Annotated in this window: 20 protein-coding genes, 1 tRNA gene and 1 pseudogene; 9 read left to right on the top strand and 13 right to left on the bottom strand. The window is 68.4% G+C overall.

Annotated features, from left to right (window positions below; translation table 11 throughout):
* Positions 1-14 precede the first annotated feature (14 nt).
* Entirely contained in the window at positions 15-614 is a 600-nt protein-coding gene (locus ACFVV0_RS11445) for a GNAT family N-acetyltransferase (protein ID WP_387062682.1), read from the bottom strand.
* Positions 615-741: 127 nt separating this feature from the next.
* Between ACFVV0_RS11445 and ACFVV0_RS11440 the strand changes: the two genes are divergently transcribed.
* The 3 genes from ACFVV0_RS11440 (at position 742) to dinB (ending at position 3,494) form a co-directional block, all read left to right on the top strand.
* Complete coding sequence (locus ACFVV0_RS11440) at positions 742-1,611, top strand: alpha/beta fold hydrolase (protein ID WP_387062680.1); 870 nt, start codon at positions 742-744, stop codon at positions 1,609-1,611.
* A 47-nt stretch (positions 1,612-1,658) separates the two neighbouring features.
* Entirely contained in the window at positions 1,659-2,216 is a 558-nt protein-coding gene (locus ACFVV0_RS11435; RefSeq protein WP_387062677.1) for a putative immunity protein, read from the top strand.
* An 81-nt stretch (positions 2,217-2,297) separates the two neighbouring features.
* Positions 2,298-3,494: a DNA polymerase IV gene (dinB, locus tag ACFVV0_RS11430; protein ID WP_387062674.1), complete on the top strand. Its 1,197-nt coding sequence runs from the start codon at positions 2,298-2,300 to the stop codon at positions 3,492-3,494.
* 43 nt (positions 3,495-3,537) lie between these two features.
* Here dinB and ACFVV0_RS11425 read toward each other — a convergent pair whose 3' ends face one another.
* From ACFVV0_RS11425 to ACFVV0_RS11400, 6 genes are all read right to left on the bottom strand, one after another.
* Positions 3,538-4,359 carry an SDR family oxidoreductase gene (locus tag ACFVV0_RS11425; RefSeq protein WP_387062672.1) on the bottom strand — a complete coding sequence of 274 codons (822 nt, stop codon included), beginning with the start codon at positions 4,357-4,359 and terminating at the stop codon, positions 3,538-3,540.
* A gap of 41 nt (positions 4,360-4,400) precedes the next feature.
* Positions 4,401-6,119, bottom strand: a complete 1,719-nt coding sequence (locus ACFVV0_RS11420) for a SulP family inorganic anion transporter (protein ID WP_387062669.1) — start codon at positions 6,117-6,119, stop codon at positions 4,401-4,403.
* 109 nt (positions 6,120-6,228) lie between these two features.
* A tRNA-Arg gene (locus tag ACFVV0_RS11415) sits at positions 6,229-6,294 on the bottom strand.
* Positions 6,295-6,375: 81 nt separating this feature from the next.
* On the bottom strand, positions 6,376-6,873 hold the full coding sequence (locus ACFVV0_RS11410; RefSeq protein WP_387062667.1) for an HNH endonuclease: 498 nt from the start codon (positions 6,871-6,873) through the stop codon (positions 6,376-6,378).
* 391 nt (positions 6,874-7,264) lie between these two features.
* Positions 7,265-8,017: a C40 family peptidase gene (locus ACFVV0_RS11405; RefSeq protein WP_387062664.1), complete on the bottom strand. Its 753-nt coding sequence runs from the start codon at positions 8,015-8,017 to the stop codon at positions 7,265-7,267.
* Positions 8,018-8,461: 444 nt separating this feature from the next.
* The gene (locus tag ACFVV0_RS11400; protein WP_387062661.1) at positions 8,462-9,154 is read right to left on the bottom strand and encodes a metal-dependent transcriptional regulator; all 693 of its coding nucleotides are present in this window, start codon (positions 9,152-9,154) and stop codon (positions 8,462-8,464) included.
* Positions 9,155-9,274: 120 nt separating this feature from the next.
* On the opposite strand from ACFVV0_RS11400, the gene serC reads away from it, so the two are divergent.
* The gene (gene serC, locus ACFVV0_RS11395) at positions 9,275-10,393 is read left to right on the top strand and encodes a phosphoserine transaminase (RefSeq protein ID WP_387062658.1); all 1,119 of its coding nucleotides are present in this window, start codon (positions 9,275-9,277) and stop codon (positions 10,391-10,393) included.
* A gap of 24 nt (positions 10,394-10,417) precedes the next feature.
* Positions 10,418-10,651, top strand: a complete 234-nt coding sequence (locus tag ACFVV0_RS11390; RefSeq protein ID WP_387062655.1) for a DUF2530 domain-containing protein — start codon at positions 10,418-10,420, stop codon at positions 10,649-10,651.
* 345 nt (positions 10,652-10,996) lie between these two features.
* Here the strand turns inward: ACFVV0_RS11390 and ACFVV0_RS11385 are convergent.
* Together ACFVV0_RS11385 and ACFVV0_RS11380 are read right to left on the bottom strand one after the other, a co-directional pair.
* A pseudogene (locus ACFVV0_RS11385) lies at positions 10,997-11,389 on the bottom strand (DUF3027 domain-containing protein); the annotation flags it as partial.
* A gap of 58 nt (positions 11,390-11,447) precedes the next feature.
* The gene (locus ACFVV0_RS11380; protein ID WP_387062652.1) at positions 11,448-11,828 is read right to left on the bottom strand and encodes a cold-shock protein; all 381 of its coding nucleotides are present in this window, start codon (positions 11,826-11,828) and stop codon (positions 11,448-11,450) included.
* Between the two features lie 56 nt (positions 11,829-11,884).
* Between ACFVV0_RS11380 and ACFVV0_RS11375 the strand changes: the two genes are divergently transcribed.
* From ACFVV0_RS11375 to ACFVV0_RS11360, 4 genes are all read left to right on the top strand, one after another.
* Positions 11,885-12,187 (top strand): hypothetical protein, encoded by a 303-nt coding sequence (locus ACFVV0_RS11375; protein WP_387062649.1) that lies wholly within the window; start codon positions 11,885-11,887, stop codon positions 12,185-12,187.
* Positions 12,188-12,222: 35 nt separating this feature from the next.
* The gene (locus ACFVV0_RS11370) at positions 12,223-14,112 is read left to right on the top strand and encodes a helicase-associated domain-containing protein (protein WP_387062647.1); all 1,890 of its coding nucleotides are present in this window, start codon (positions 12,223-12,225) and stop codon (positions 14,110-14,112) included.
* 119 nt (positions 14,113-14,231) lie between these two features.
* Positions 14,232-15,614: a DUF222 domain-containing protein gene (locus ACFVV0_RS11365; protein ID WP_387062644.1), complete on the top strand. Its 1,383-nt coding sequence runs from the start codon at positions 14,232-14,234 to the stop codon at positions 15,612-15,614.
* Positions 15,615-15,778: 164 nt separating this feature from the next.
* A complete protein-coding gene (locus ACFVV0_RS11360) occupies positions 15,779-17,422 on the top strand; it encodes a DNA repair helicase XPB (RefSeq protein ID WP_387062641.1) in 1,644 nt (547 codons plus the stop codon).
* On the opposite strand, the gene ACFVV0_RS11355 is transcribed toward ACFVV0_RS11360, so the two are convergent.
* Genes ACFVV0_RS11355 through ACFVV0_RS11340 form a run of 4 tightly spaced genes read right to left on the bottom strand, consistent with a single transcriptional unit; the run spans position 17,419 to position 21,219 of the window.
* Positions 17,419-18,351, bottom strand: coding sequence for an aminoglycoside phosphotransferase family protein (locus ACFVV0_RS11355; RefSeq protein ID WP_387062638.1), 933 nt, complete (start codon positions 18,349-18,351; stop codon positions 17,419-17,421). The two genes, ACFVV0_RS11360 and ACFVV0_RS11355, sit on opposite strands and share 4 nt — an antisense overlap.
* A complete protein-coding gene (locus ACFVV0_RS11350) occupies positions 18,338-19,093 on the bottom strand; it encodes a pyrimidine reductase family protein (RefSeq protein ID WP_387062636.1) in 756 nt (251 codons plus the stop codon). Before ACFVV0_RS11350 ends, ACFVV0_RS11355 begins: the two co-directional genes overlap by 14 nt.
* The gene (gene folP / locus ACFVV0_RS11345) at positions 19,086-20,006 is read right to left on the bottom strand and encodes a dihydropteroate synthase (RefSeq protein WP_387062634.1); all 921 of its coding nucleotides are present in this window, start codon (positions 20,004-20,006) and stop codon (positions 19,086-19,088) included. Before folP ends, ACFVV0_RS11350 begins: the two co-directional genes overlap by 8 nt.
* The gene (locus tag ACFVV0_RS11340; RefSeq protein WP_387062631.1) at positions 19,993-21,219 is read right to left on the bottom strand and encodes an NAD(P)/FAD-dependent oxidoreductase; all 1,227 of its coding nucleotides are present in this window, start codon (positions 21,217-21,219) and stop codon (positions 19,993-19,995) included. Before ACFVV0_RS11340 ends, folP begins: the two co-directional genes overlap by 14 nt.
* Positions 21,220-21,320 lie beyond the last annotated feature (101 nt).

Raw genomic sequence — 21,320 nt, 5'->3', positions numbered from 1 at the left:
GGCGGGGTGTCCTCTCAGGAGTGGTTGGCGATGCTCGTCCGATCATCGTCTGCAACCGCCGACGTGTCCATGGGCTGCGTGTCCGTGGGCTGCCACTCGTCGGCGAGGAGCCCGAGAATCACCTCATCCATGAATCCGCCCATCACCCACGCCGAGGACCGGGTCACGCCCTCGCGAACGAAGCCGTTGCGTTCGGCCGCTCGCAGCATCGCATCGTTGTCTGCCAGCGTCTCGATCTGCAGCCGCTGCAGACCGCGCACGACGAAACCGTAGTGACACAGCACCGCGACCACATCGGTGCCGTACCCCCGACCGCGTGCGGATGGCCGCATCCCCAACCCGATGTGCGCGAACCGGTTGTGCGTGTCGATGCCCCATAGCGTCGCAGCGCCGACGAGCGTCGAGCCCTCCAACTCGATGATGGAGAACTGGACGAGCCCCTCCCTCGTGTCGTCCACGACCAGCCGAGGGTCCTTCGACCCCGGCGTGATCGGTCGCCACGGCCTGCTCTCGGCACGGGACGTATTGACCACATCGTCGTACAGCTCCGTCCGGAGGATCGGGATGTCGTCGTCGTGCCGGGCCCGGAGCCCGACCTTGCTGCCGGTTAGCATGGGACCTTCCTAGCGGGGCGGGTGGGGTGATGTGCGGGGGCGCGCCGAAAGGGGCTGATGAAGCCTCAGACCGGGAAGCGCGTAGCATCCGTTGCGGGAATTGATCGCCGACGGAGACGAGTCAGACATGGAAACGCACAGCATCGCAACGGCCGGCGCCGAGGTCGTCTACGACGTCGCAGACGCTCAGAACGGTGAGGCCGGGCATCCCCCGCTCGTCATGATCGGCCAGCCGATGGATGCGAGCGGGTTTCGGGCCCTGGCGTCGTACCTGCCGGACCGCGTGGTCGTCACGTACGACCCGCGCGGCCTGGGGCGGAGCACACGCAGCGACGGCGAGGTCACCAACACGCCGACCGTGCAGGCCGAGGATGTGCACGCGATCATCACGGCGCTCGGCGCCGGACCGGTCGACCTGTTCGCGAGCAGCGGCGGCGCAGTGACCGCGCTGGCGCTGGTGGCCGCTCACCCTGGTGACGTACGAACTCTCGTCGCCCATGAGCCGCCGCTGCCGGGAGTCCTTCCCGATGCTGAGCGCGCCGAGCGTGCTCTTGCCGCGGTCCACCAGGCCTACGACTCCCACGGTTTCGGGTCGGGCATGGCCGCGTTCATTGCGATGACGTCGTGGCGCGGAGAGTTCACCGACGACTACTTCGCCCAGCCTGCACCTGATCCTGCGATGTTCGGGATGCCAGCAGACGACAACGGTTCACGCGACGATCCCCTGCTCTCAGAACGCTCCAGCGCGATCACCGGCTACCAGCCGGATGTCGACGCCCTCAAGGCCGCGCCGACGCGCATCGTGATCGGAGTCGGCGAAGAATCCGAAGGCATCTTCACCGGTCGCACCTCTCTCGCCGTCGCACAGCTGCTCGAAACCGAGGCGGTGGTGTTCCCGAGCCACCATGGCGGCTTCGCCGCTGAAGACTCCGGATATCCGGGGCAGCCCGAAGCGTTCGCCAACCGACTCCGCGAGGTACTTGACGAGCGCCGGTAGGCCGGGGCGCCAGGATCGAGCACGCGACGGGATGCGAAAATGCTGGCATGCCGTCCACCCAGTCGCTGAGCGAAACTGATCGCCGCCTGGTCGCTGCCTGGGCGGCCGACTGTGCTGAGCGAGTCCTGGTCTTGTTCGAGAACGAGGCACCGACAGACGGTCGACCACGTGATGCCATCGTTCGTACGCGGGCGTTTGCTCGCGGTGAACTCGATGCCGCCGGTGAGATTCGACGGCGCTTCGTCGCTGGTCGGGCCGCTCATGCCGTGAGCTCCCCCGCAGCCGTGGCGGCCGCACGGTCTGCGGCACAGGCCTCCGGTGTCGCTCATATGGGCGCGCACGCTCTCGGCGCAGCCGCCTACGCCGCGAAAGCGGTCGGGCTGGCCGCTCCAGACGAGCCCCCAGCTGTCTCCGACGAGGTCGCCTGGCAACTCGAACAGATGAACGCTCGAGTGAAGGCCGCGCTTCAGCAGTTGCCGCCACTCGGCGAGGACTCCGCCGGCCCGCTCGGTCCCGGGCTACTCGCGTCAGGCATCCTCGGGTCGACCATTCGCACGATTCAGGCCGCCATCGGCACGAGCCCACCACTGGAGAACATCCGGTAGTCGCCAAGCGAACGCGTCCAGCCCGGTGTCCGCGGTCCATGCGACCATCTCTCTTAACGAGGCGATCGATCGGAGGGCGGGATGCGGGGCGAGGCGACCGTGTTGCACGCGGATCTCGACGCGTTCTATGCCTCGGTCGAGCAGCGCGACACACCTACTCTGCGCGGCCGTCCCGTCATCGTCGGGGGTGGCGTCGTGCTGGCGGCCAGCTACGAGGCGAAGGCGCGCGGGGTACGCACCGCGATGGGCGGACGGCAGGCGCGCGACCTGTGCCCGGATGCCGTGGTCGTCCCGCCGCGCATGGATGCGTATTCCACGGCAAGCAAAGACGTCTTCGCGATCTTCCGCGATACGACCCCGCTCGTCGAGGGACTTTCGATCGACGAGGCGTTCCTGGAGGTCGGAGGGCTCAGGCGCATCGCGGGCACACCCGAGCAGATCGCCATGCGATTGCGGGAGCGGGTTCGCGCAGAGGTCGGGCTCGCCATCTCGGTCGGGATCGCGCGGACCAAGTTCCTCGCGAAGGTGGCCAGTGCCGTGAGCAAACCCGACGGGCTGCTCGTGGTCGAACCCGACCGGGAACAGGAGTTCCTGCTCCCGCTCCCGGTGGAACGGCTGTGGGGGGTCGGCGCCGTCACCGCGGAGAAGCTGCACCGGCTCGGCATCCGCACCGTCGGTCAGCTCGCCGAGCTCGAAGAGGCAACGGCAGAGAGACTGCTCGGCAAGGCGACCGGCGCGCACCTGCACGCGCTCGCCCGGCTACGTGATCCGCGCCCCGTCGACACGACGCGGCGACGCGGGTCCATCGGCTCTCAGCGTGCGCTCGGAAGCCGTCCGCGCACGGGCGAGGAACTCGACGTCATCCTCACTCAGCTCGTCGATCGGCTCGCTCGCCGGCTCCGCGACGGCGACCGCACGTGCCGCACGATCGTGCTGCGGCTCCGCTACGGCGACTTCGCCAAAGCCACACGGTCACGTACCCTCGGCTTCCCGTCGGACCGCACATCCGTGCTGCTCACCATCGCCCGAGGGCTGCTCGCTACCGCTCAGCCGGAGATCGCGGAGCGCGGCATCACCCTCATCGGCGTCTCGCTGTCTCAGCTGGGGCGGTCCGACACCTTCCAGCCCGAACTGCCGATCGACTGGGGCGACGGGTCGCGCCTCGACACCGCGCTCGACGCCGTTCGCGATCGCTTCGGCGCAACGTCGGTCGCTCGTGCAGCGCAACTCGGACGCGATCCAGGCTGGTCGACTCCGCTACTGCCGGAACACGAATGACCCGAGCGACGAACTCGGACCGATCTGTCGTCGCCGTCGCGGCTCAGCCCTGTGATTCAACCGACAGGTGGTTCCACTTCTCCCAGGTCTCAATCCTGCTCGCGTAGTCGGCCTTGGCGATCGCGATCGGTCCTGTGCCGAAGAACACGCGCAACGGCGGTTCCGCAGCATCCACGAGCTCCAGCACCGCTCGACCGGTCGCGCCCGGATCGCCCGGGGACGAGACCCGCGCCTTCCGCGCTTCGGCCGCTTTCGCGCGATAGGTGTCGTACGCGGCCAGCGGGGTTGCGTGCTTCGCCGAGTCCCCTCCCCAGTCGGTCGAGAACGCCGCCGGTTCGATCAGTGTGACCTTGATTCCGAAGTCCGCGACCTCCTGCGCCAGTGCTTGAGTGAACCCCTCGAGCGCCCACTTCGCGCCGTTGTAGATGCCGATGTTCGGGAAGGCGCTGATGCCACCGATCGAGGAGACCTGCAGGATGTGCCCGTGGCCCTGCTCGCGCAGGAATGGCAGAGCGGCCTGAGTGATCCAGAGTGCACCGAAGACGTTCGTCTCGAACTGGTCGCGTGCTTCGCGCTCCGAGAGTTCTTCGATCATTCCGAACTGGCCGTACCCCGCGTTGTTGATGACGACGTCAAGGCTGCCGAACGTGTCATGCGCTCGCGCGACAGCGGCGAAGTCCGCATCCCGATCGTTGACATCCAACTCGATCGGAAGGAGGTTGTCGCCGTATTTCTCGGACAGGTCGTTGAGCGTCTCGAGCCTGCGCGCCGTCGCCGCCACCTTGTCGCCGCGGTCAAGCGCTGCGATCGCCCACTCCCTGCCGAAACCGCGGGAAGTTCCAGTGATGAACCAGTTTTTAGCCATGCTCCGAGCCTAAGACGTTCATCGGCGGTCTCGCCTGATGACTAGGTGTGGTCCCTGCGACGCCGTTCAGCGTCGGCCTGCTCCGCCTCGACCGCCCGGTGGATGTTGCCGTGGATGTGGTCGGCCCCGATCTGGTCGATCACACCGTCGCGTTCGAGCACGGCCCGGGGCGCCGGCTTCAGCCGGGTGAGACGGAGATCGACGCCGGCGTCTCGGGCGAGGGTGACGAGATCCGCCATCTTGGCCGCACCCTGGGAGTCGATGAAGTTGATCCCCCCGCAGTCGATCACGATCCCGGTCAGTTCGGGGTTGGCGTGGATGACCTCGCGCACGTGGTCCTCCAGGGCGTCGGCGGTGGCGAAGAAGAGGCCGCCGTCGAACCGGACCACGGCCACGCCGGGCAGAATCTCGTCGCCCGGGTGCGTGTCGACCTCGCGGAAGACCTGAGTTCCCCGCTCGCGACCGAGGGTCGGCATCTCCGGATGCGTGGCCACAGCGACCAGCCACACCAGCGAGAGGACGATCCCGATGATGACCCCCGCGAGCACACCGAACACCAGAGTTCCGAGAAGTGCGACGATCGCGATCCAGAAATCGACCTTCTTCACCCGGAAGAGCCGCCGCATCTCCGGAAAGTCCATCATCCCCATGACGACGGCCTCGATGATCAGCGCCCCGAGCACCGCCTTGGGCAGGTTCGAGAAGAGCGGCGCCAGGAACAGCAGAGTGAGCAGCACCGTGACACCCGAGGTCAGAGAGGCCAGCCCGGTCTTCGCACCGGAGCGGTCGTTCAACGAGCTCGCGGACAGGCTGGTGGAAACGGGCATCCCCTTGAACAGTCCCGAGCCGATGTTGGCCAGCGACTGTGCAACGGACTCCTGGTTGATGTCGATCTGGTAGCGGTGCTTCGCGGCGAACGTGCGCGCATCCCCCGCCGTCTGCGAGAAGCCGATCATGACCAGCGCCACCGCAGCGAGGGCAACGGTGCCGGCGTGATCCCACATCAGCTGGAGGTTCGGAACCTCCAGCGAGGGCAGCCCCCGCGGCACATCCCCGACCAGCCCCACACCCTTGGCCCCGAGGTCGAACAGGGCCGACGCCACCAGCCCACCCACCACCAGCACCAGCGCGCCGGGAACCCGTGGAGCGATCGCCCGGAGCCCGAACACAACGACCAGCGAGATGATGCCGACAAGCACCGTCGTGCGGTGCGCTTCGTTCAGGCTGCCGATCCAGGACCACAGTTCCTGGATCGGGTTGGAGCCGGTGACCTCGGTTCCGGTGAGCTTGGGGAGCTCCCCGATCACGACGTCGATCGCCGCGCCGAAGAGGAAGCCGGTGACCACGGCGCGGGAGAGGAACTGCGCGATCCAGCCCATCTTGAAGACGGCAAGAAGCAGAAACAGGATGCCCGAAGCGAGCGTGATCCCGGCGACGAACGAGGCGACATCCTGCTCCCCCGTGATGTTCGCCGCGAGCACGGCGCTCGCTGCCACCGCCGCCAAACCGGAGCTGGGGCCCATCGAGATCTGACGGGAGGTTCCGAAGACCGCGTACAGGATCGCGCCGGCCGCGGCCGCGTACAGACCGTTCTGCAGCGGAATCCCCGCGATGCCGGCGTACCCAAGGTTCTTCGGGACGATGAGGGCGGCGACAGTGACACCGGCGATCAGATCGCCGCGCAGCCACGAGCGGTCATAGGAACGGAGCTGGCCGAGGATCGGAACCCGAGTGGGGCCTCGTCGCTTCGCCTTGGTCATGCGCCAGTCTTGCGCAGGTCGCGGGGTTGCGCCAGGGGCGGGTGGACTCGAGGGCGGCTCGTGGCCGGATCCGTTGACTCGTTCGAACAGCGCTGCGCGTGAGTCCCGGTTCCCTGGAGGGACTCGAACCCCCAACCCTTTCCTTAGGACGGAACTGCTCTTCCATTGAGCTACAGAGGCTGACCCCGCCTACTCTACCGAACCTTCCGTGGGCGCACGGCGGCACACGGCACCGCAACGCCCCGCAAAACGCGGCCTACGCAGCGGGCGCCAGAAAGTCCTGCCACTCGGGCTGCGCCGACTCCACGCCACGCACGACCCACGACGCGTCGTGCGGCACGCGCGGGGTCAGGCGCAGGGACCAGCCCATCTCGGCCGGGGTGCGGTCGCCCTTCACGTTGTTGCAGCGGAGGCAGCAGGCGACCAGGTTCTCCCAACTGTCCGCGCCGCCGCGGGAGCGGGGCTGCACGTGGTCGATAGTGGTCGCCGTCTTGCCGCAGTATCCACAGCGGTGGGAGTCACGGCGCAGCACCCCACGGCGGCTGACCGGAACGGTGCGGCCGCGGGGCAGGCGCACGTAGCGGGTGAGGAGGATGACGGACGGTCTCTCGTAGCTGTCGCTGATGCCCCACACGGGGTGGTCCGGGTCGATGGCCACGACGGTGGCCTTCTGATTCATCACCAGCACGAGCGCTCGCTTGAACGAGACGACCGCGAGCGGTTCGTAGCCGGCGTTGAGGACCAGAGTTCTCATCTCAGACCTTCCTGCGGAAGCGACGGGGAAAGAAAAAGGGCACTGTCCGTGTGGACAGCGCCCTGCGAAGAGACGGCATGGAAGTGGCAGGCCACGAAATGGTGGCGGCAGGCAAGAAAGTCTTGACGGCGGGAGGCGAAAAGGCCGCGCTCGGTCGCGGCGGTCACCCTGGTGACCGTCGGGGTGACGCTGGGTGGTGTACCCATCGGTTCTCCCGGAACATCGAACGGTTCAGTAGGGCACGGTGCCGTATCTCACCGTGTCAAGGCATCAGAGTAACGCAGAATCGGCGCGCCACATATTCGAGGCGCGCCGAACGCGGTGGTGGGTGGGCAGAGTTCACGTGCTGTTCGCCGGATGCTGGGCCGGCTCACAGCGTGACGATCCCGACTCAGATCCCCAGACGGACGACGTAGAAGTCGCTGGTCCAGATCGGACGGATCGAGACGCTTCGACCGGTGACAGGCGCATCCATGATGTTGCCGTTGCCGGCGTAGAAGCCGTCGTGGCCGTTCATGATGATGACGTCACCGGGGACGGCGTCGTTGATCGAGATGCGCTTGCCCATCGCGGCCTGGCCCGACACGGAGTGCGGCAGGGAGATCCCGAACTGGGCGTACACGAACATGATGTAGCCCGAGCAGTCGAAACCGGCCGGAGTCGAACCGCCGAAGACGTACGGCGTTCCGATGTACTGCTGGGCGACCGAGAACACCTGCGCGAGGCTGAAGTTCGGGTACGGCGGGTTCGCCAGGAAGTCGGAGACGGAGGGGCCGGAGTAGCCCTTCGCATAGCTGGTGAGCGAGACGGCGGCGCGCTGGCGAGCGGCTTCGGCTGTCTTCTGCAGTGCGAGCTGCGCCTCGGTGGTCGCGCTGGCGGCGTCGCGGGCGACGGCGGCGGCGGCCACGGTCTGCGGCACCTCGACGCTCTGCGACTGGGCCTTCTTCATGCCGTCGATCGCGGAGGACTTGAACTGTGCCGCGTCGGCGCCCGTCGGGTTGAACGCGTAGGCGGGGATCGCCATGGTGGCGATGAGTCCGGCGGCGAGGGTCATGACTGCGACGTTGATCACGCCGCCCTTGACCTTCTTCTTGCTACCGGGAGCTTTCGGCGCTGAGGCCTTCGCCGCTGAGGCCTTCGTCACCGACTGCGTGCGCTCACTGACCGCACTGCTGGAGGACGAGCCTTCAGCACCGGATGCGGTGGCTGAGACACGCGATACCTTCGACGGCGCGCGGCGCGACTCCTCGGCCTCGCGCGCGGCGCGGAGCGAACGTCGGGAGACGATGTCGCTGCTCGGGGTCGAATGTGGGGTCTGGGGGGTGTTCGGGGCGCTCTCTTTAGAGCCGGGAGTACCTAATGGGGCCAAGGTGTAAACCTCCTGCGCTCCAACAGCACTAGGTAGCTGCCCCGTCCTGGATGCTTATAGCTTCGGCTTCGCGAGTCAAGAGACGGAGGTGGGGGGTGGAGCGTCTCGACTCGGGTTCTGTGGGCCGGCTTCTGGCCCGACGAACTCGTTAGAGACTACGGGACACCCTTCGGTTTGTCACATCCCTTTTCGGGTTACTTAACAAATCGGTAACGGAATTCAGACGGCGACGAAGATGTGCGCCGCGAGCTCGTTGGGCAGTTCGAGGCCGGTTTCGTAGCCGTCGATCTGCACGATCACATAGGATCCCGCCGAGGAGAAAGTGCCGGTCGATCCGGGAAAAACACCGGCCTGCTTGAGCTGGAGCAGCAGCTCGGGATCGACCTGCGCCGGCTCGCCGAGTCGACGGATGCTGGCAGTCACCCCAGAGTCGCGACCTTCAACCAGGTCTACAAGGTTGACGAGCCCCTCGGTGGTGGGTGTCGTGTCAACCTCGCCCAGTTCGTCCAGACCCGGGATGGGGTTGCCGTACGGCGACACCGTCGGGTGCCCGAGCATGGTGAGCAGTTTGCGCTCGACCTGCTCGCTCATGACGTGCTCCCAGCGGCAGGCCTCCTCGTGCACGTACTCCCACTCGAGCTCGATGACGTCGCTGAGGAGTCGCTCCGCCAGGCGGTGCTTGCGCATGACGTGGACGGCCTTGCGACGGCCGTCGCCGGTGAGCTCGAGGTGCCGGTCGCCGGAGACGACGACGAGACCGTCCCGCTCCATCCGCCCGACCGTCTGGGAGACGGTGGGACCGGAGTGACCGAGTCGCTCGGAGATGCGCGCACGCAGGGGGACGATGTTGTCCTCCTCCAGCTCCAAAATGGTGCGAAGGTACATCTCGGTCGTGTCGATCAGATCGGTCATGGACCCCTCCACTTTGCGTGCGCGCGATACGTCGTAGAGCCTACTTGCTGGCGATGACAGCGCGGTGCAGGCCCGCTGGGCCGAACGGCCCCCTGGTGTAACAGCCAATAGACTCTCGATATGCCGGATGTGACCATTCCCACTGACCTGTTGCCCGCCGACGGACGATTCGGCTGCGGGCCGTCCAAGGTCCGTCCCGAGCAGTTGGCCTACCTCGCCGGGGCCGGTGCGGAGCTCCTCGGCACCTCGCACCGCCAGGCGCCGGTGAAGAACCTGGTCGGCCGCGTTCGTGCCGGACTCGGCGACCTGTTCCGCCTCCCCGACGGCTACGAGGTCGTGATCGGCAACGGCGGCTCCACCGCGTTCTGGGATGCCGCAGCCTTCTCCATCATCGAGAACCGCAGCGAGAACCTCGTCTTCGGCGAGTTCGGCGGCAAGTTCGCCGCGGCGGCCAAGGCCCCGTGGCTCGAGGCCCCACACGTCATCGAGGCACCGGCGGGGTCACGCAGCGAGCCCGAGGCGGTCGCCGGCGTCGACGTGTACGCCTGGCCGCACAACGAGACGTCGACCGGCGTCATGGCTCCGGTCCGCCGCGTCCATGGCGACGACGGTGCCCTCACCGTGATCGACGCGACCAGCGCGGCCGGTGGCGCCGACTTCGACGTGACCGAGTCCGACATCTACTACTTCGCCCCGCAGAAGAACTTCGCTTCCGACGGGGGCCTCTGGCTGGCGCTGTTCTCGCCGGCCGCCATCGAGCGGGTCGAGCGCATCGCCGCGAGCGGGCGCTACATCCCCGAGTTCCTGAGCGTGAAGAACGCGATCGACAACTCGCGACTCGACCAGACCCTCAACACGCCTGCCGTCGCCACTCTGGTGCTTTTGGAGAACCAACTCGAGTGGATGAACGCCAACGGCGGACTCGCCTGGGCCTCCGCGCGCACGGCCGAGTCGTCGAACGCGCTGTACACCTGGGCCGAGGGCGTCGACTATGCGACGCCGTTCGTCACGAATCCGGAGCACCGGTCGCAGGTCGTGGTCACGATCGACTTCGACGACCGGATCGACGCCGCCGCGGTCGCCAAGACCCTTCGCGCGAACGGCATCGTCGACACCGAGCCGTACCGCAAGCTCGGCCGCAACCAGCTGCGCGTCGCGACCTTCACCGCGATCGAGCCGGATGACGTGCGAGCCCTCATCGGCTGCATCGATTACGTCGTGGAGCGTCTCGGGTCCTAGAACCCGAACCGACAGGAGCGACGGATGCGACTCTGGCTGCGCGACAGCGAGCGACGGCCCGACCCGGTGCCCGCGAAGACGGACGACCGGAAGGCCGTGCTCGTCGGGCTAGGCCTGTGGGTGGTCGCCCTCGTCGTCGTGCTCGTCTTCGGACGCCAGCTCGCCGACGCCGGTGACGGCTGGTGGCTCTGGACGGTCATCATCGGACTCGTCCTCGGCCTGGTCGGCCTCGTCTACCTCAGCGTCAAGCGCCGCTGACTCGTCGTCGGTGTCGTCGCTGACGTCGTCGAACTCGTCGTCGATCGCTGCCGCCTCTTCGGCCGGCAGGTCGAGCGAGAGGTCGTCGTCGGTCTCGTCGTCGTAGGACGCGTCCGCGGACTCGATGTCGACACCGTCGATGTCACCGGCGTGAAGCGCGTGCACCTCGTCGTCATCGTCGTCATCATCGTCGTCGTCATCGTCGTCCGACTCGTCGTCATCGGACTCGTCGTCGTCCGATTCCTCCGACTCGTCGTCGAAGTCGTCGTCCGACTCCTCGTCGTCGTAGTCGTCCGCATCCTCGTCGTCCGACTCGGCCTCGGCGGCTTCCGCCGCGTGCAGGAGCTCCTGCGACGCCTGGTAGTCGGCGAGCCGCTCCGACCACGGGGTCCAGTCGGGCGCGAGCAGGGAGCGGTCGCCGGGCATCAGCTCAGCTTCGAGCACGGTCGGCGCCGACTCGTCGTCGATGCGGGACACGGTGACGGTCCAGTTCCAGCCCGGGTAGCCGGGCAGCGTGCACTCGAAGAGCAGCGAGAGCACGTGCTCGCCCTCGACGAAGTAGCCCGCGGGCTGTCCCACCGTCGAAGCGGGCGTGATCTCGAGCAAGGCTTCACGAGCGAGGCCCACCGACGCGAGCAGCACGTCGTCGGGCACGGCTGCGACGGCCGGCTCGGCCGCAGCGTCGGGCTCTGTCGCAGCATCAGGCTCGGCCGCAGCGTCGATCTCAGCCGCGACCATCGTCGCGCTCTCGTCTTCAGCGCCCTCGGCGGGCGCCGTCGGGTCAGTGGATGCGGTGTCAGGCATCCAGATCGTCCGCGACCCGGCGCAGCACAGCGGCGATCTTGGCGCCGTGCGCCTTGTCCGGGTACTTGCCCCGCTTGAGGTTGCCGCCGATGCCGTCGAGGAGCTTCACCAGGTCTTCGATGATGATCGACATGTCGTCGGCCGACTTGCGGCTCATCTTCGCCAGGCTGGGCGGCGTGTCGAGCACGCGCACCGAGAGGGCCTGCGCACCGCGCTTGCCGTCGGCGATGCCGAACTCCAGTCGGGTGCCCGCTTTTACCACGGTGCCGGCAGGCAGTGCCGAGGCGTGCAGAAAGACTTCCTGGCCGTCATCGGAGCTGATGAAGCCGAAACCTTTCTCGTCGTCGTAGAACTTGACCTTGCCGGTTGGCATGGGAACCTCGTTTCACATGGGGGATCGTGTGACCAACCTCAATTATCCTTGATTTCGTGACCCAGCAGACCCCACCGGCGACAAGCCGCATCCAGCGCATCCTCTCTTACATCATCGCCGCGCTCGTCGTGGTCTCTCTAGCGTGCATCGCAGCCATCCTGATCGGCACCGCGCTCGGCGGTTTCGCGGCTCAGGGTTCGGGTCAGGGGCTCTGGCCGGCCGTGTTCCTGCTGCCGTTCCTGGCACTCCCGATCGCCATCGTCCTGATGATCGTCCTCTTCGTCATCACGGCCCGCCAGCGCACCAGGGCGGCGAAGGAGGGCGGTCCCGTCACACCTCCGGCCAAGGGCAAGCGCTAGGAGCCGGACGCCGTCGAGGCGCCGGTGACGCCGTCATGACCAACACACTCGCACTGGCCGCACGCCTGCGCGCGATGCCCGACGACGCTCTCATCGCCGCGCTCCGCTCCCGCACCTATCGTCGATCCGGCATCACCGACTTCTTCGACCTCGCCGACGCTCTGCTCGACCACGACTCGATCCAGCGTGCGCTGTCGGGGCTGGACCGCCCCACGCTCGCCGTTCTCGTGGTGCTGGGTCGCGCATCCGGGAGCCCTGCTTCAGGGTCGGACGCCGACGCCGTCGCCGCCCTTCTCGCAGGTTCGCCGGCGACTCCCCGATTCGAACGCGCGGATGCCACGGCCGCGCTGGATCGCCTGGCGTCGGCGTTGCTCGTGCATCCGGACGACGGCGGATTCTCCGTCTACGATGCCGTGAGCGATCAGCTGGCGGCCTGGCCGTCGTCGGGGCTGCCGGCTCCGGATGCGATCGTCGCCACTCCTGCGCCGCCCGCTCTGGCCTCGGTGCCCGACACCGAACGCCGGTTCACCGACCGCCTCGCCGCCGAGCGCGCGTTCGAGGCCGTCGCCGCTGTCTCCGAGCTGCTCGCAGAACTCGTGCGCGAGGGAGCTCGGGAACTGCAGAAGGGCGGCCTCGCGCTCCCCGCGACCAAGCGGATCGCCGGAGCGCTCGCCCTGGACGTCTCGGCGGTTCCGACCGTGGTCTCCGTCGCGGCCCGCGCTGGGCTCATCGCTCAGGACGACTCCGTGTGGCTGCCGACCGAGGAGTCGTCCGCCTGGCTGCACTCGGCGACCATCGACCGCTGGCGCGCACTGGCCGCCTCCTGGCGGAGCACGCTGCCGGAGGACCTTCGCGGCATCCTCTCCGACAGGTCCCGCGCGGCCTGGGGCGAGAGCCTGCGCGAGTACGTCGCCTGGCTCTACCCGGCCGGGCAGGAGTCGGCCCAGCAGCGCGTGCTCGCATTCACGCGCGACGCCGACTGGCTCGGCATCACCGCCCACCACGCACCGAGCACGGCGGGCACCGCCCTCGTCGAACGCGGAGCGGATGCGGCTGCTCAGACGATCGGCGGGCACTTCCCCGCCGAGGTCGACAAGGTCTACCTGCAGCACGACCTGACCGTGGTCTCCCCCGGACCGCTCGAGCCCGAGATCGACGCACGGCTCCGGAGCATGGCGGACGTCGAGAGTCGGGCGCTGGCATCCACCTTCAGAGTGTCGGCCGCGAGCATCGGCCGGGCGATCGCGGCCGGCGAGACGGCGGAGAGCATCCGGAGCTTTCTGGCCTCGATCTCGCTCACCGGAGTCCCCCAGCCGCTCGACTACCTGATCACCGATGCGGCCGAGCGGTACGGACGTGTACGCGTGCGTGATCTCGCCGAACTCGGCGAGCCGGACACCCGGATGCGCGCAGCCGTCGTCTCCGCCGACCCGGTCCTCCTCACCACCATCGCAGTCGACCAGGCGCTCAGCTCGCTGGGACTCACCAAAGTCGCGCCCGACCGGCTCGAGAGCCGCTTCGGTCGCGACGTCGTCTTCTGGGCTCTCAGCGACGCGCGGTACCCGGTAGCGGCCGAGGATGCGGGAGGGGACGTCGTCAGCCTGCGCCGGCACCGTGTCGCGCGGCTCACCCGCGAGCGCTCCGCCGATCCCGCCGTCGACCTGATCGCCCGCCTGCGCGAGGCGGAAGTCGTCGAAGACGGCACCACCCAGGAGCAGTGGCTGGCGCGCCAGCTCGACCTGGCGATCCGCGCCAAGCAGACGGTGTTCGTGGAGGTCGCCATGCCGGACGGCCGCACGGTCGAGTACCTGCTGGAACCGACGGGCGTCGGCGGCGGACGGCTGCGCGGGAGGGACAGAGCAGCCGACATCGAGCGGACGCTGCCGCTGTCGAGTGTGCAAGGGTTGCGGCCCGGCGAGGAGTGACGCGGGCGAGTGACGTTCCTCCACAGGTGGGATGATTTGAGAGTTCTCCACAGGTAAATGGCTGGTCAGGGGTCGTTTTGTCGGGTTGGAATGTCGGTGGGTCGTGGTGGACTTGAGTCATGACCACCACTCCTGCCACCCCCGCTGACCCGGTTGCGGTGTTGCGGGATGCGCTGGCCCCGTTCACCACACCCGCTCGGTTGGGGAGGGACGAACTCCTCGCCCTGCTGACCGTGCTCGGTGATGTGCAGGCGGTGTTGGATGCGGTGAAGCTGCGGGCCGCCGGGGAGTTGGTGGCCCGGTCGGTGCTGGCCGGGGAGGAGAACCCGGTGACCCGGTGCGGGCACTCCTCGCCGGCGGTGTTACTGGCGGAACGGTGGCAGATCCCGGTCCCCGCCGCCCGACAGTACTGCCTGGTCGGGGACGCCACCGCGCCCCGGATGAGTCTGGCGGGCGAGGTGCTGCCGGCGACGTTCCCAGTGTTGGCGGCCGCGGTGTCCGCACCCGTCGACACTCCCCCTGTCGGGTGGGTGAGTGTGGAGCAGGCGGCCGTGATCGTCCGCGAACTCCAGAAAGCCGCACCCGGATGCACAGTTAGTGACCTTGCCTGTGGTGAACGAGTTCTCGTGGAGCACGCGCCGAGTCTGACCGTCACCGACCTCCGTACCCTCGCCGGGCAAGTCCGGGACCGGCTGGACCAAGACGGAATCCTGCCCCGGGAGCACCGACAACGACAACGCCGATCGTTGACGATCAGCACCACGAGTGATGGGATGACCCACCTCGACTGGTATCTGGACCCGGAATCCGCCGGGTACGTGATCACCGCCATCGACACCCTCGTCGGACACGAACTCCGAAAAGTACGCTTCCACGATGCAGGCGCCGCCACCGACACCGTTGGTGGTGACGTGCCGGAGTCTCGGAGTATGGCCCAGATCCGGTCCGACACTGCCGTCGACGTATTCCGCCACCTTGCCACCTGCACCGCAACCGGATTGAACAGCAAGCCACCGGTCACGGTGATCGTGCGCATCCCCCTGGACACGTTGCAGTCGGGAATCGGTGCCGGCGAGATCGACGGGATCCGTACCCCGGTTAGCGCCGGCACGGTGCGGCGGATGGCCGCCGACGCCCACCTCATCCCCACCATCCTCGGCACCGACAGTGAGGTCCTCGACCTCGGCCGCAGCCATCGCCTCTTCACCCGGGCACAGAAACTCGCCCTGGCCGAACGCGACGGGGGTTGTGCCTGGAGCGGCTGCCCCCACCCGCCCAGCTACACCGAAGCGCACCACATCAGGTGGTGGGACAACCACCACGGCCGCACCGACCTGAGCAACGGGATCCTGTTATGCAGCCGCCACCACCATCGCATCCACCACGACAACTGGGATATCCACGTGGACGACAACATCCCCTACTTCACGCCACCACCACACATCGACCCCCACCAAACACCACGACCCGGCGGACGAATACGAATACCCCACGCCGCATGACTGACGAACGCCCGGGGAGGATCCGAAGGCCTGTGCTGAAAGGACCGGGGCGCTCCCGCGCCGTATTCGAGTACTCGTCGGCGAAAGCGCCGCCCGTGCAGAAGGGGTCGCGCGGGTTCACGGTCACAGGGGTTGGCCTCGTGCTGGGCGTAGACTCAACGGTTATGTCTGATGGCCCCCTGATCGTCCAGAGCGACCGCACCGTACTCCTCGAGGTCGCGCATCCGGCGGCAGAGGATGCTCGCCACGACCTGGCGGTGTTCGCGGAGCTCGAGCGCGCGCCCGAACACATCCACACGTACCGCATCACACGGCTCGGACTGTGGAACGCGAGAGCAGCCGGACACACGGCGGAGGACATGCTCGCGACTCTGGAGCGGTACTCGAAGTTCCCGATCCCGCAGACGGTCTCGGTGGACATGACGGAGACGGTCGCGCGCTACGGCCGCCTGGTCATCGAACGCGACGACGAGGGCGCACTGGTGCTCCGCTCGCAGGATCTCGCGGTGCTCACGGAGGTGGCCGGAGCGAAACGGATCTCGCCGCTGCTGCTGGAGCGACGCGACGACACGACTTTCGCGGTGGAAGCGTGGGCTCGCGGTCAGCTCAAGCAGGAGCTGGTGAAGCTGGGCTGGCCTGCGGAGGACCTCGCCGGCTACACGCCCGGGACTCCGCATCCGATCGACCTGGTCGAAGACACGTGGAAGCTGCGCGACTACCAGCACAAGGCGGTCGACAATTTCTTCGACGGCGGCTCGGGCGTGGTGGTACTGCCGTGCGGTGCGGGCAAGACGCTCGTGGGGGCGGGTGCGATGGCGACGGCGAAGACGACGACGCTGATCCTGGTGACCAACACGGTCTCGGCGAGGCAGTGGCGCGACGAGCTGATCAAGCGCACGACGCTCACTGCGGAGGAGATCGGCGAGTACTCGGGACAGGTGAAGGAGGTCAGGCCGGTCACGATCGCGACCTACCAGATCCTCACGGCCAAGCGAAAAGGCGAGTATGCACACCTCGCGCTGCTGGATGCGATGGACTGGGGCCTCGTGGTCTACGACGAGGTCCACCTCCTGCCGGCGCCGGTGTTCAAGCTCACGGCCGAACTGCAGGCCAGACGCCGGCTCGGCCTGACGGCGACACTGGTGCGCGAGGACGGCCGGGAAGGCGATGTGTTCAGCCTGATCGGACCGAAGCGCTTCGACGCGCCGTGGAAGGAGATCGAGGCCCAGGGCTTCATCTCCCCCGCGGCCTGCTACGAGGTGCGCATCGACCTGCCCCAGTCCGACCGGCTCAGCTACGCGGCCGCGGCCGACGACGAGCGTTACCGGCTGGCGGCGACGGCTCCGGCGAAACTGGATGTGGTGCGACAGCTGGTCGCACGGCACGCGGGCGAGCGCATCCTCGTGATCGGCCAGTACCTCGACCAGATCGGCGAACTCGCGGAGGCGTTGAACGCGCCGTCGCTCACGGGGGCGACCCCGGTCGACGAGCGTGAACGGCTCTACCAGGAGTTCCGCGTGGGGACGACGCCGGTGCTGGTGGTGAGCAAGGTGGCCAACTTCTCCGTCGACCTCCCCGAGGCGACGGTGGCCATCCAGGTCTCCGGATCGTTCGGGTCACGTCAGGAGGAGGCGCAGCGTCTCGGCCGACTCCTGCGACCCAAGGAGTCGGGCCTGTCGGCGAACTTCTACACGCTCGTGTCGCGTGACACGGTCGACCAGGACTTCGCACAGAACCGCCAGCGCTTCCTCGCGGAGCAGGGCTACAGCTACACGATCCTCGACGCTCACGCGCTGGCGGCGGCCTAGGCCAGCCCTGCCCCGGCGCCACCGCCAGTTGCCGTCCCGTCGCCGCCGACCCCGCGGGCTTCGGCGAAGAGGCGATCGAGGGTGCGACGCGACTCGGTCCCGACCGCCGCGGCAGGATCATCCGGCAGGGTGATGAGGGCCTTCCACAGTGCCCAGCCGCGAGCGCGGTCCCAGGTGTCGTCGTCGAGGTCGACGGCACGGCGGAAGGCGTCCCGCACGGGCCGGTCGAAGAGGGTCCACGCCAGCACGAGGTCGCACGCGGGATCGCCGACACCGGAGGTGCCGAAGTCGATCACGGCGGAGAGCCGGCCGTCGCGCACGAGAAGGTTGCCGACGGCGATGTCCCCGTGGAACCAGACCGGGTCCGTCGCCCAAAGCGACGAGACGGCCCGTGCCCAGATCCGTCGGGCAAGGGGGCCGTCGATCGCGTCGCCGAGCCGCTCGATCGCCTGCACGGTCTCGTCCTCGTAGACCCGGGGCGGCGCGCCGCGGAAGAAGTTGTGCTCGCCGGGCGCCGGACCGTCGACAGCATCCGCCCCTCTCAAGGCCACCAGGAAGGCACCGACGTCGTAGGCGAAGGTGACCGCGTCCCCGATGCCCGCCGTCGCCGCGGGGCGTCCGTCGAGCCAGCGATACACCGACCAGGGAAATGGGAAGTCGGACGAGGGGGCGCCGAGCGCGACGGGCTCGGGGATGGGCAGTGGAAGCTGCGGGGCGAGCACGGGCAGCCAGCGCTGCTCTTTCTCGACCTGCTGGGCGTACCAGGCGCCGGTCGGCAGGCGCACGCTCAGCGCATCCCCGAGCCGGAAGGTGCTGTTGTCCCAGCCGTTCAGCTCGACCGGCCGGATGGGCAGCTCCCGCCACTCGGGAAACTGGTCGTCGACGAGACGCCGAGCAAGCGCGGCGTCGATCTGGTCACGCGCGAACATAGCGCAGCAGCAGGGTGTCACCGGCGACGAGCGTGTGAGCGAGGTGCAGATCAACCGGGTTGATCGGCGACGCGCCCGCGGCGATACGAGTGGCGGGACCCGACTCCAGTCGCGGACTCACGGTCAGGCAGAGCTCGTCGACCTCCCGTGCGGCGATGAGGTCGCCGAAGGTGTGCGGTCCGCCCTCGCAGTGGATGCGGCCGAGACCGCGGTCGGCGAGCGCCCGCACCAGCACCCCGGCCTCCACTCTCTCGCGGCCGCAGACGAGCACGTCGGCGACCTCGGCGAGCGCCTCCCGGGCCAGCGGCTGCGACAGCTCGGTGGTCAGCACGATGGGGCGCTCGGGGGCCTCGGTGAAGATCGGGCTGGCCGGGTCGAGGTCGAGGCTCGCCGAGACGATGGCGAACGCCGGATGCGGGGTGAGCCCGTGCGCGGTGCGCGAGCGCTCGGCGGCCGCATCCACCCGCATGGCGCTGTACCCCTCAGCGCGGACGGTGCCCGCACCGACGACGACGACGTCACAGAGGCGCCGCAGAATGCCGAACACCCGCTTGTCCGCTGCGTCCGACAGTCCGCCCGACAGCCCCTGATGGGTGGCTGCGCCGTCGGCACTGGTCACGAAGTTGACCCGCACCCAGGGCAGGTCGTCCGCACCGTGGGAGTATAGGGCCTCGATCTCGGCGTCGCCGAGCCCCTCCTGCGCGGGCAGCGGGTAGAGCTTGGTGATGGCGGGGTCAGTCATTGACGTCTCCCATGTTGTGCCGCAGGTGCGCGGGCTCGCGCAGCCCGAGGATGGCCTCGGTCATCCGGGTGGCCGCGACGGAGGCCGCGACGTCGTGCATCCGGATGATGCGGGCGCCGTTGACGATGGAGATCACGGCCGCGGCGATGGACCCCTCGAGTCGGTCGCTGCGCTCCGCGTCCAGGGTCTCGCCGATGAAGTCCTTGTTCGACACGGCGGCGAGAGTCGGGTAGCCCAGGTCGGCGACGACGCGCAGACGCCTGGTCAGCTCGAGCGAGTGCAGGGTGTTCTTGTTCAGGTCGTGGCCCGGGTCGACGATGATGCGCTCCTCCGGGATGCCCGCGGCGATCGCCCGCTCGGCGCGCTCGGCGAGGAAGGCGGCCACTTCGGCGGCGACGTCGGTGTACTGCGGGCGCGGATACGGCGTGCGCGGCGCTGCGAGGCTGTGCGTGATCACGAGTGTCGCCTCGCTGTCCGCGACGACGGGCAGCAGGTCCGGGTCGCTGAGGCCGGTGGTGTCGTTGACGACGGTCGCTCCCGCTTCGATGGCGAGCCGCGCGACGGCGGAGTGGAACGTGTCGACGGAGATGACCACATCCGACCCGGCCCGCAGTTCGGCGATCACGGGCACGACGCGGTCGGCCTCTTCGTCGACCGGGATGGGGGAACCCGGTGCGAACGGCGCACCCCCGATGTCCACCCAGTCGGCACCGGCATCGACGGCCTCGAACGAGGCGGCAACCGCCCGGTCGAGGGCGAACGTCCTGCCCCGATCGAAGAACGAGTCCGGCGTGCGGTTCACGACGGCCATGACCGCGACGCGACGCGAGAAGTCGAAGGTGCGGGCGCCGATGGTGCGAACGGGGATGCGGAGGGGCGGCAGGTACGGCAGAGACGGTTCAGAGGCTGTCAAGGCTCACACTCTCGTCGCTGAGCCGGGCGCGGTCGACACGAACGCCCTCGCGGATCAGCCGCTGCACCTTGTCGTTCACGTCCCAGACGTTCACATTCATGCCGGCGACCACACGGTCGCCGCGCAGCCAGAATGCGATGAATTCGCGCGCATCCTTGTCGCCCCGGAAGACGACGTCGGCTTCCTCCGCGAGCGGCGCATAACCCGAATACTCCATGCCCAGATCGTATTGGTCGGAGTAGAAGTACGGGATCTCGGTGTACACGGCCCGCTCGCCGAGGATCGCCCGCGCGGCGACCTGTCCGCCCGCGATGGCATTCGCCCAGTGCTCGTTGCGCAGGTGCCGTTCGATCGCCGGCAGATAGGGGTCGGCGACGTCGCCGACCGCGTAGACGTCTTCGATGCTCGTGCGCATGCCGGCGTCGACGAGGATGCCGTTGCCCAGCGTGAGACGCGACCGCTCGGCGACCGCGGTGTTCGGCGTCGCGCCGATCCCGACGACCACGATGTCGGCCGGCAGGCGCTCGCCGGCGCCGGTCACCACCTCGCGTGGACCGTCGTCCGTGCCGTCGATCGCGACCACCGAAGCCCTGTTGCGGAACTCGACACCGTTGTCGCGGTGCAGCTTCTCGAACACCCCGCCGAGTTCGGTCCCGATCGCCTTGGACAGCGGGACCGCCGAGCTCCCCACCACGGTCACCTCGTTGCCGTAGCCACGGGCGGCGGCGGCGACCTCGAGTCCGATCCAACCGGAGCCGACGACGACGACGCGGCGGCCCCCGATGGCCAGAGCGGCCCGCAGCCATTCGCTGTCGCCGAGGGTTCGCAGGGTGTAGACGGCGCCGTGTCCCGCACCGGGAACGGTCAGCCGACGCGGCGAGGCGCCGGTCGCGAGCACGAGACTGTCGTAGGTGATCCGCGCACCGCCCGCGACGAACAGCTCGTGCGCGCCGGGGTCGAACGAGCCGGCGACGGTCTCGGGCAGGAACTCGACCGCGTTCTCGGCGTACCAGGCTTCCGGATGCACGAACGCAGCATCCCGGTCGGCCTCGCCCTTCAGGTACTCCTTCGACAGTGGCGGCCGGATGTACGGGTGATGGGGCTCGGCGCCGAGCAGCAGGATGCGCCCCTCGAATCCGCGCTCGCGCAGTTCGGTGGCGGTCGTCGCCCCGGCGAGACCCGCTCCGACGATGACGACGGTGGGCTTGGTCATGGCGTCCTCCTGAGCGTGGTTCGCGCCGACGTGTGCGGCTGCTCTCCCAGCATCCACTCTTCGCACGGCGGGCGCCAGATCCTCACACCAACTGCACACCG

It is taken from the genome of Leifsonia sp. NPDC058230, from assembly GCF_042882245.1.
Taxonomy (GTDB): Bacteria; Actinomycetota; Actinomycetes; order Actinomycetales; family Microbacteriaceae; genus Leifsonia.
This window is presented reverse-complemented; position numbering and strand designations above follow the sequence as displayed.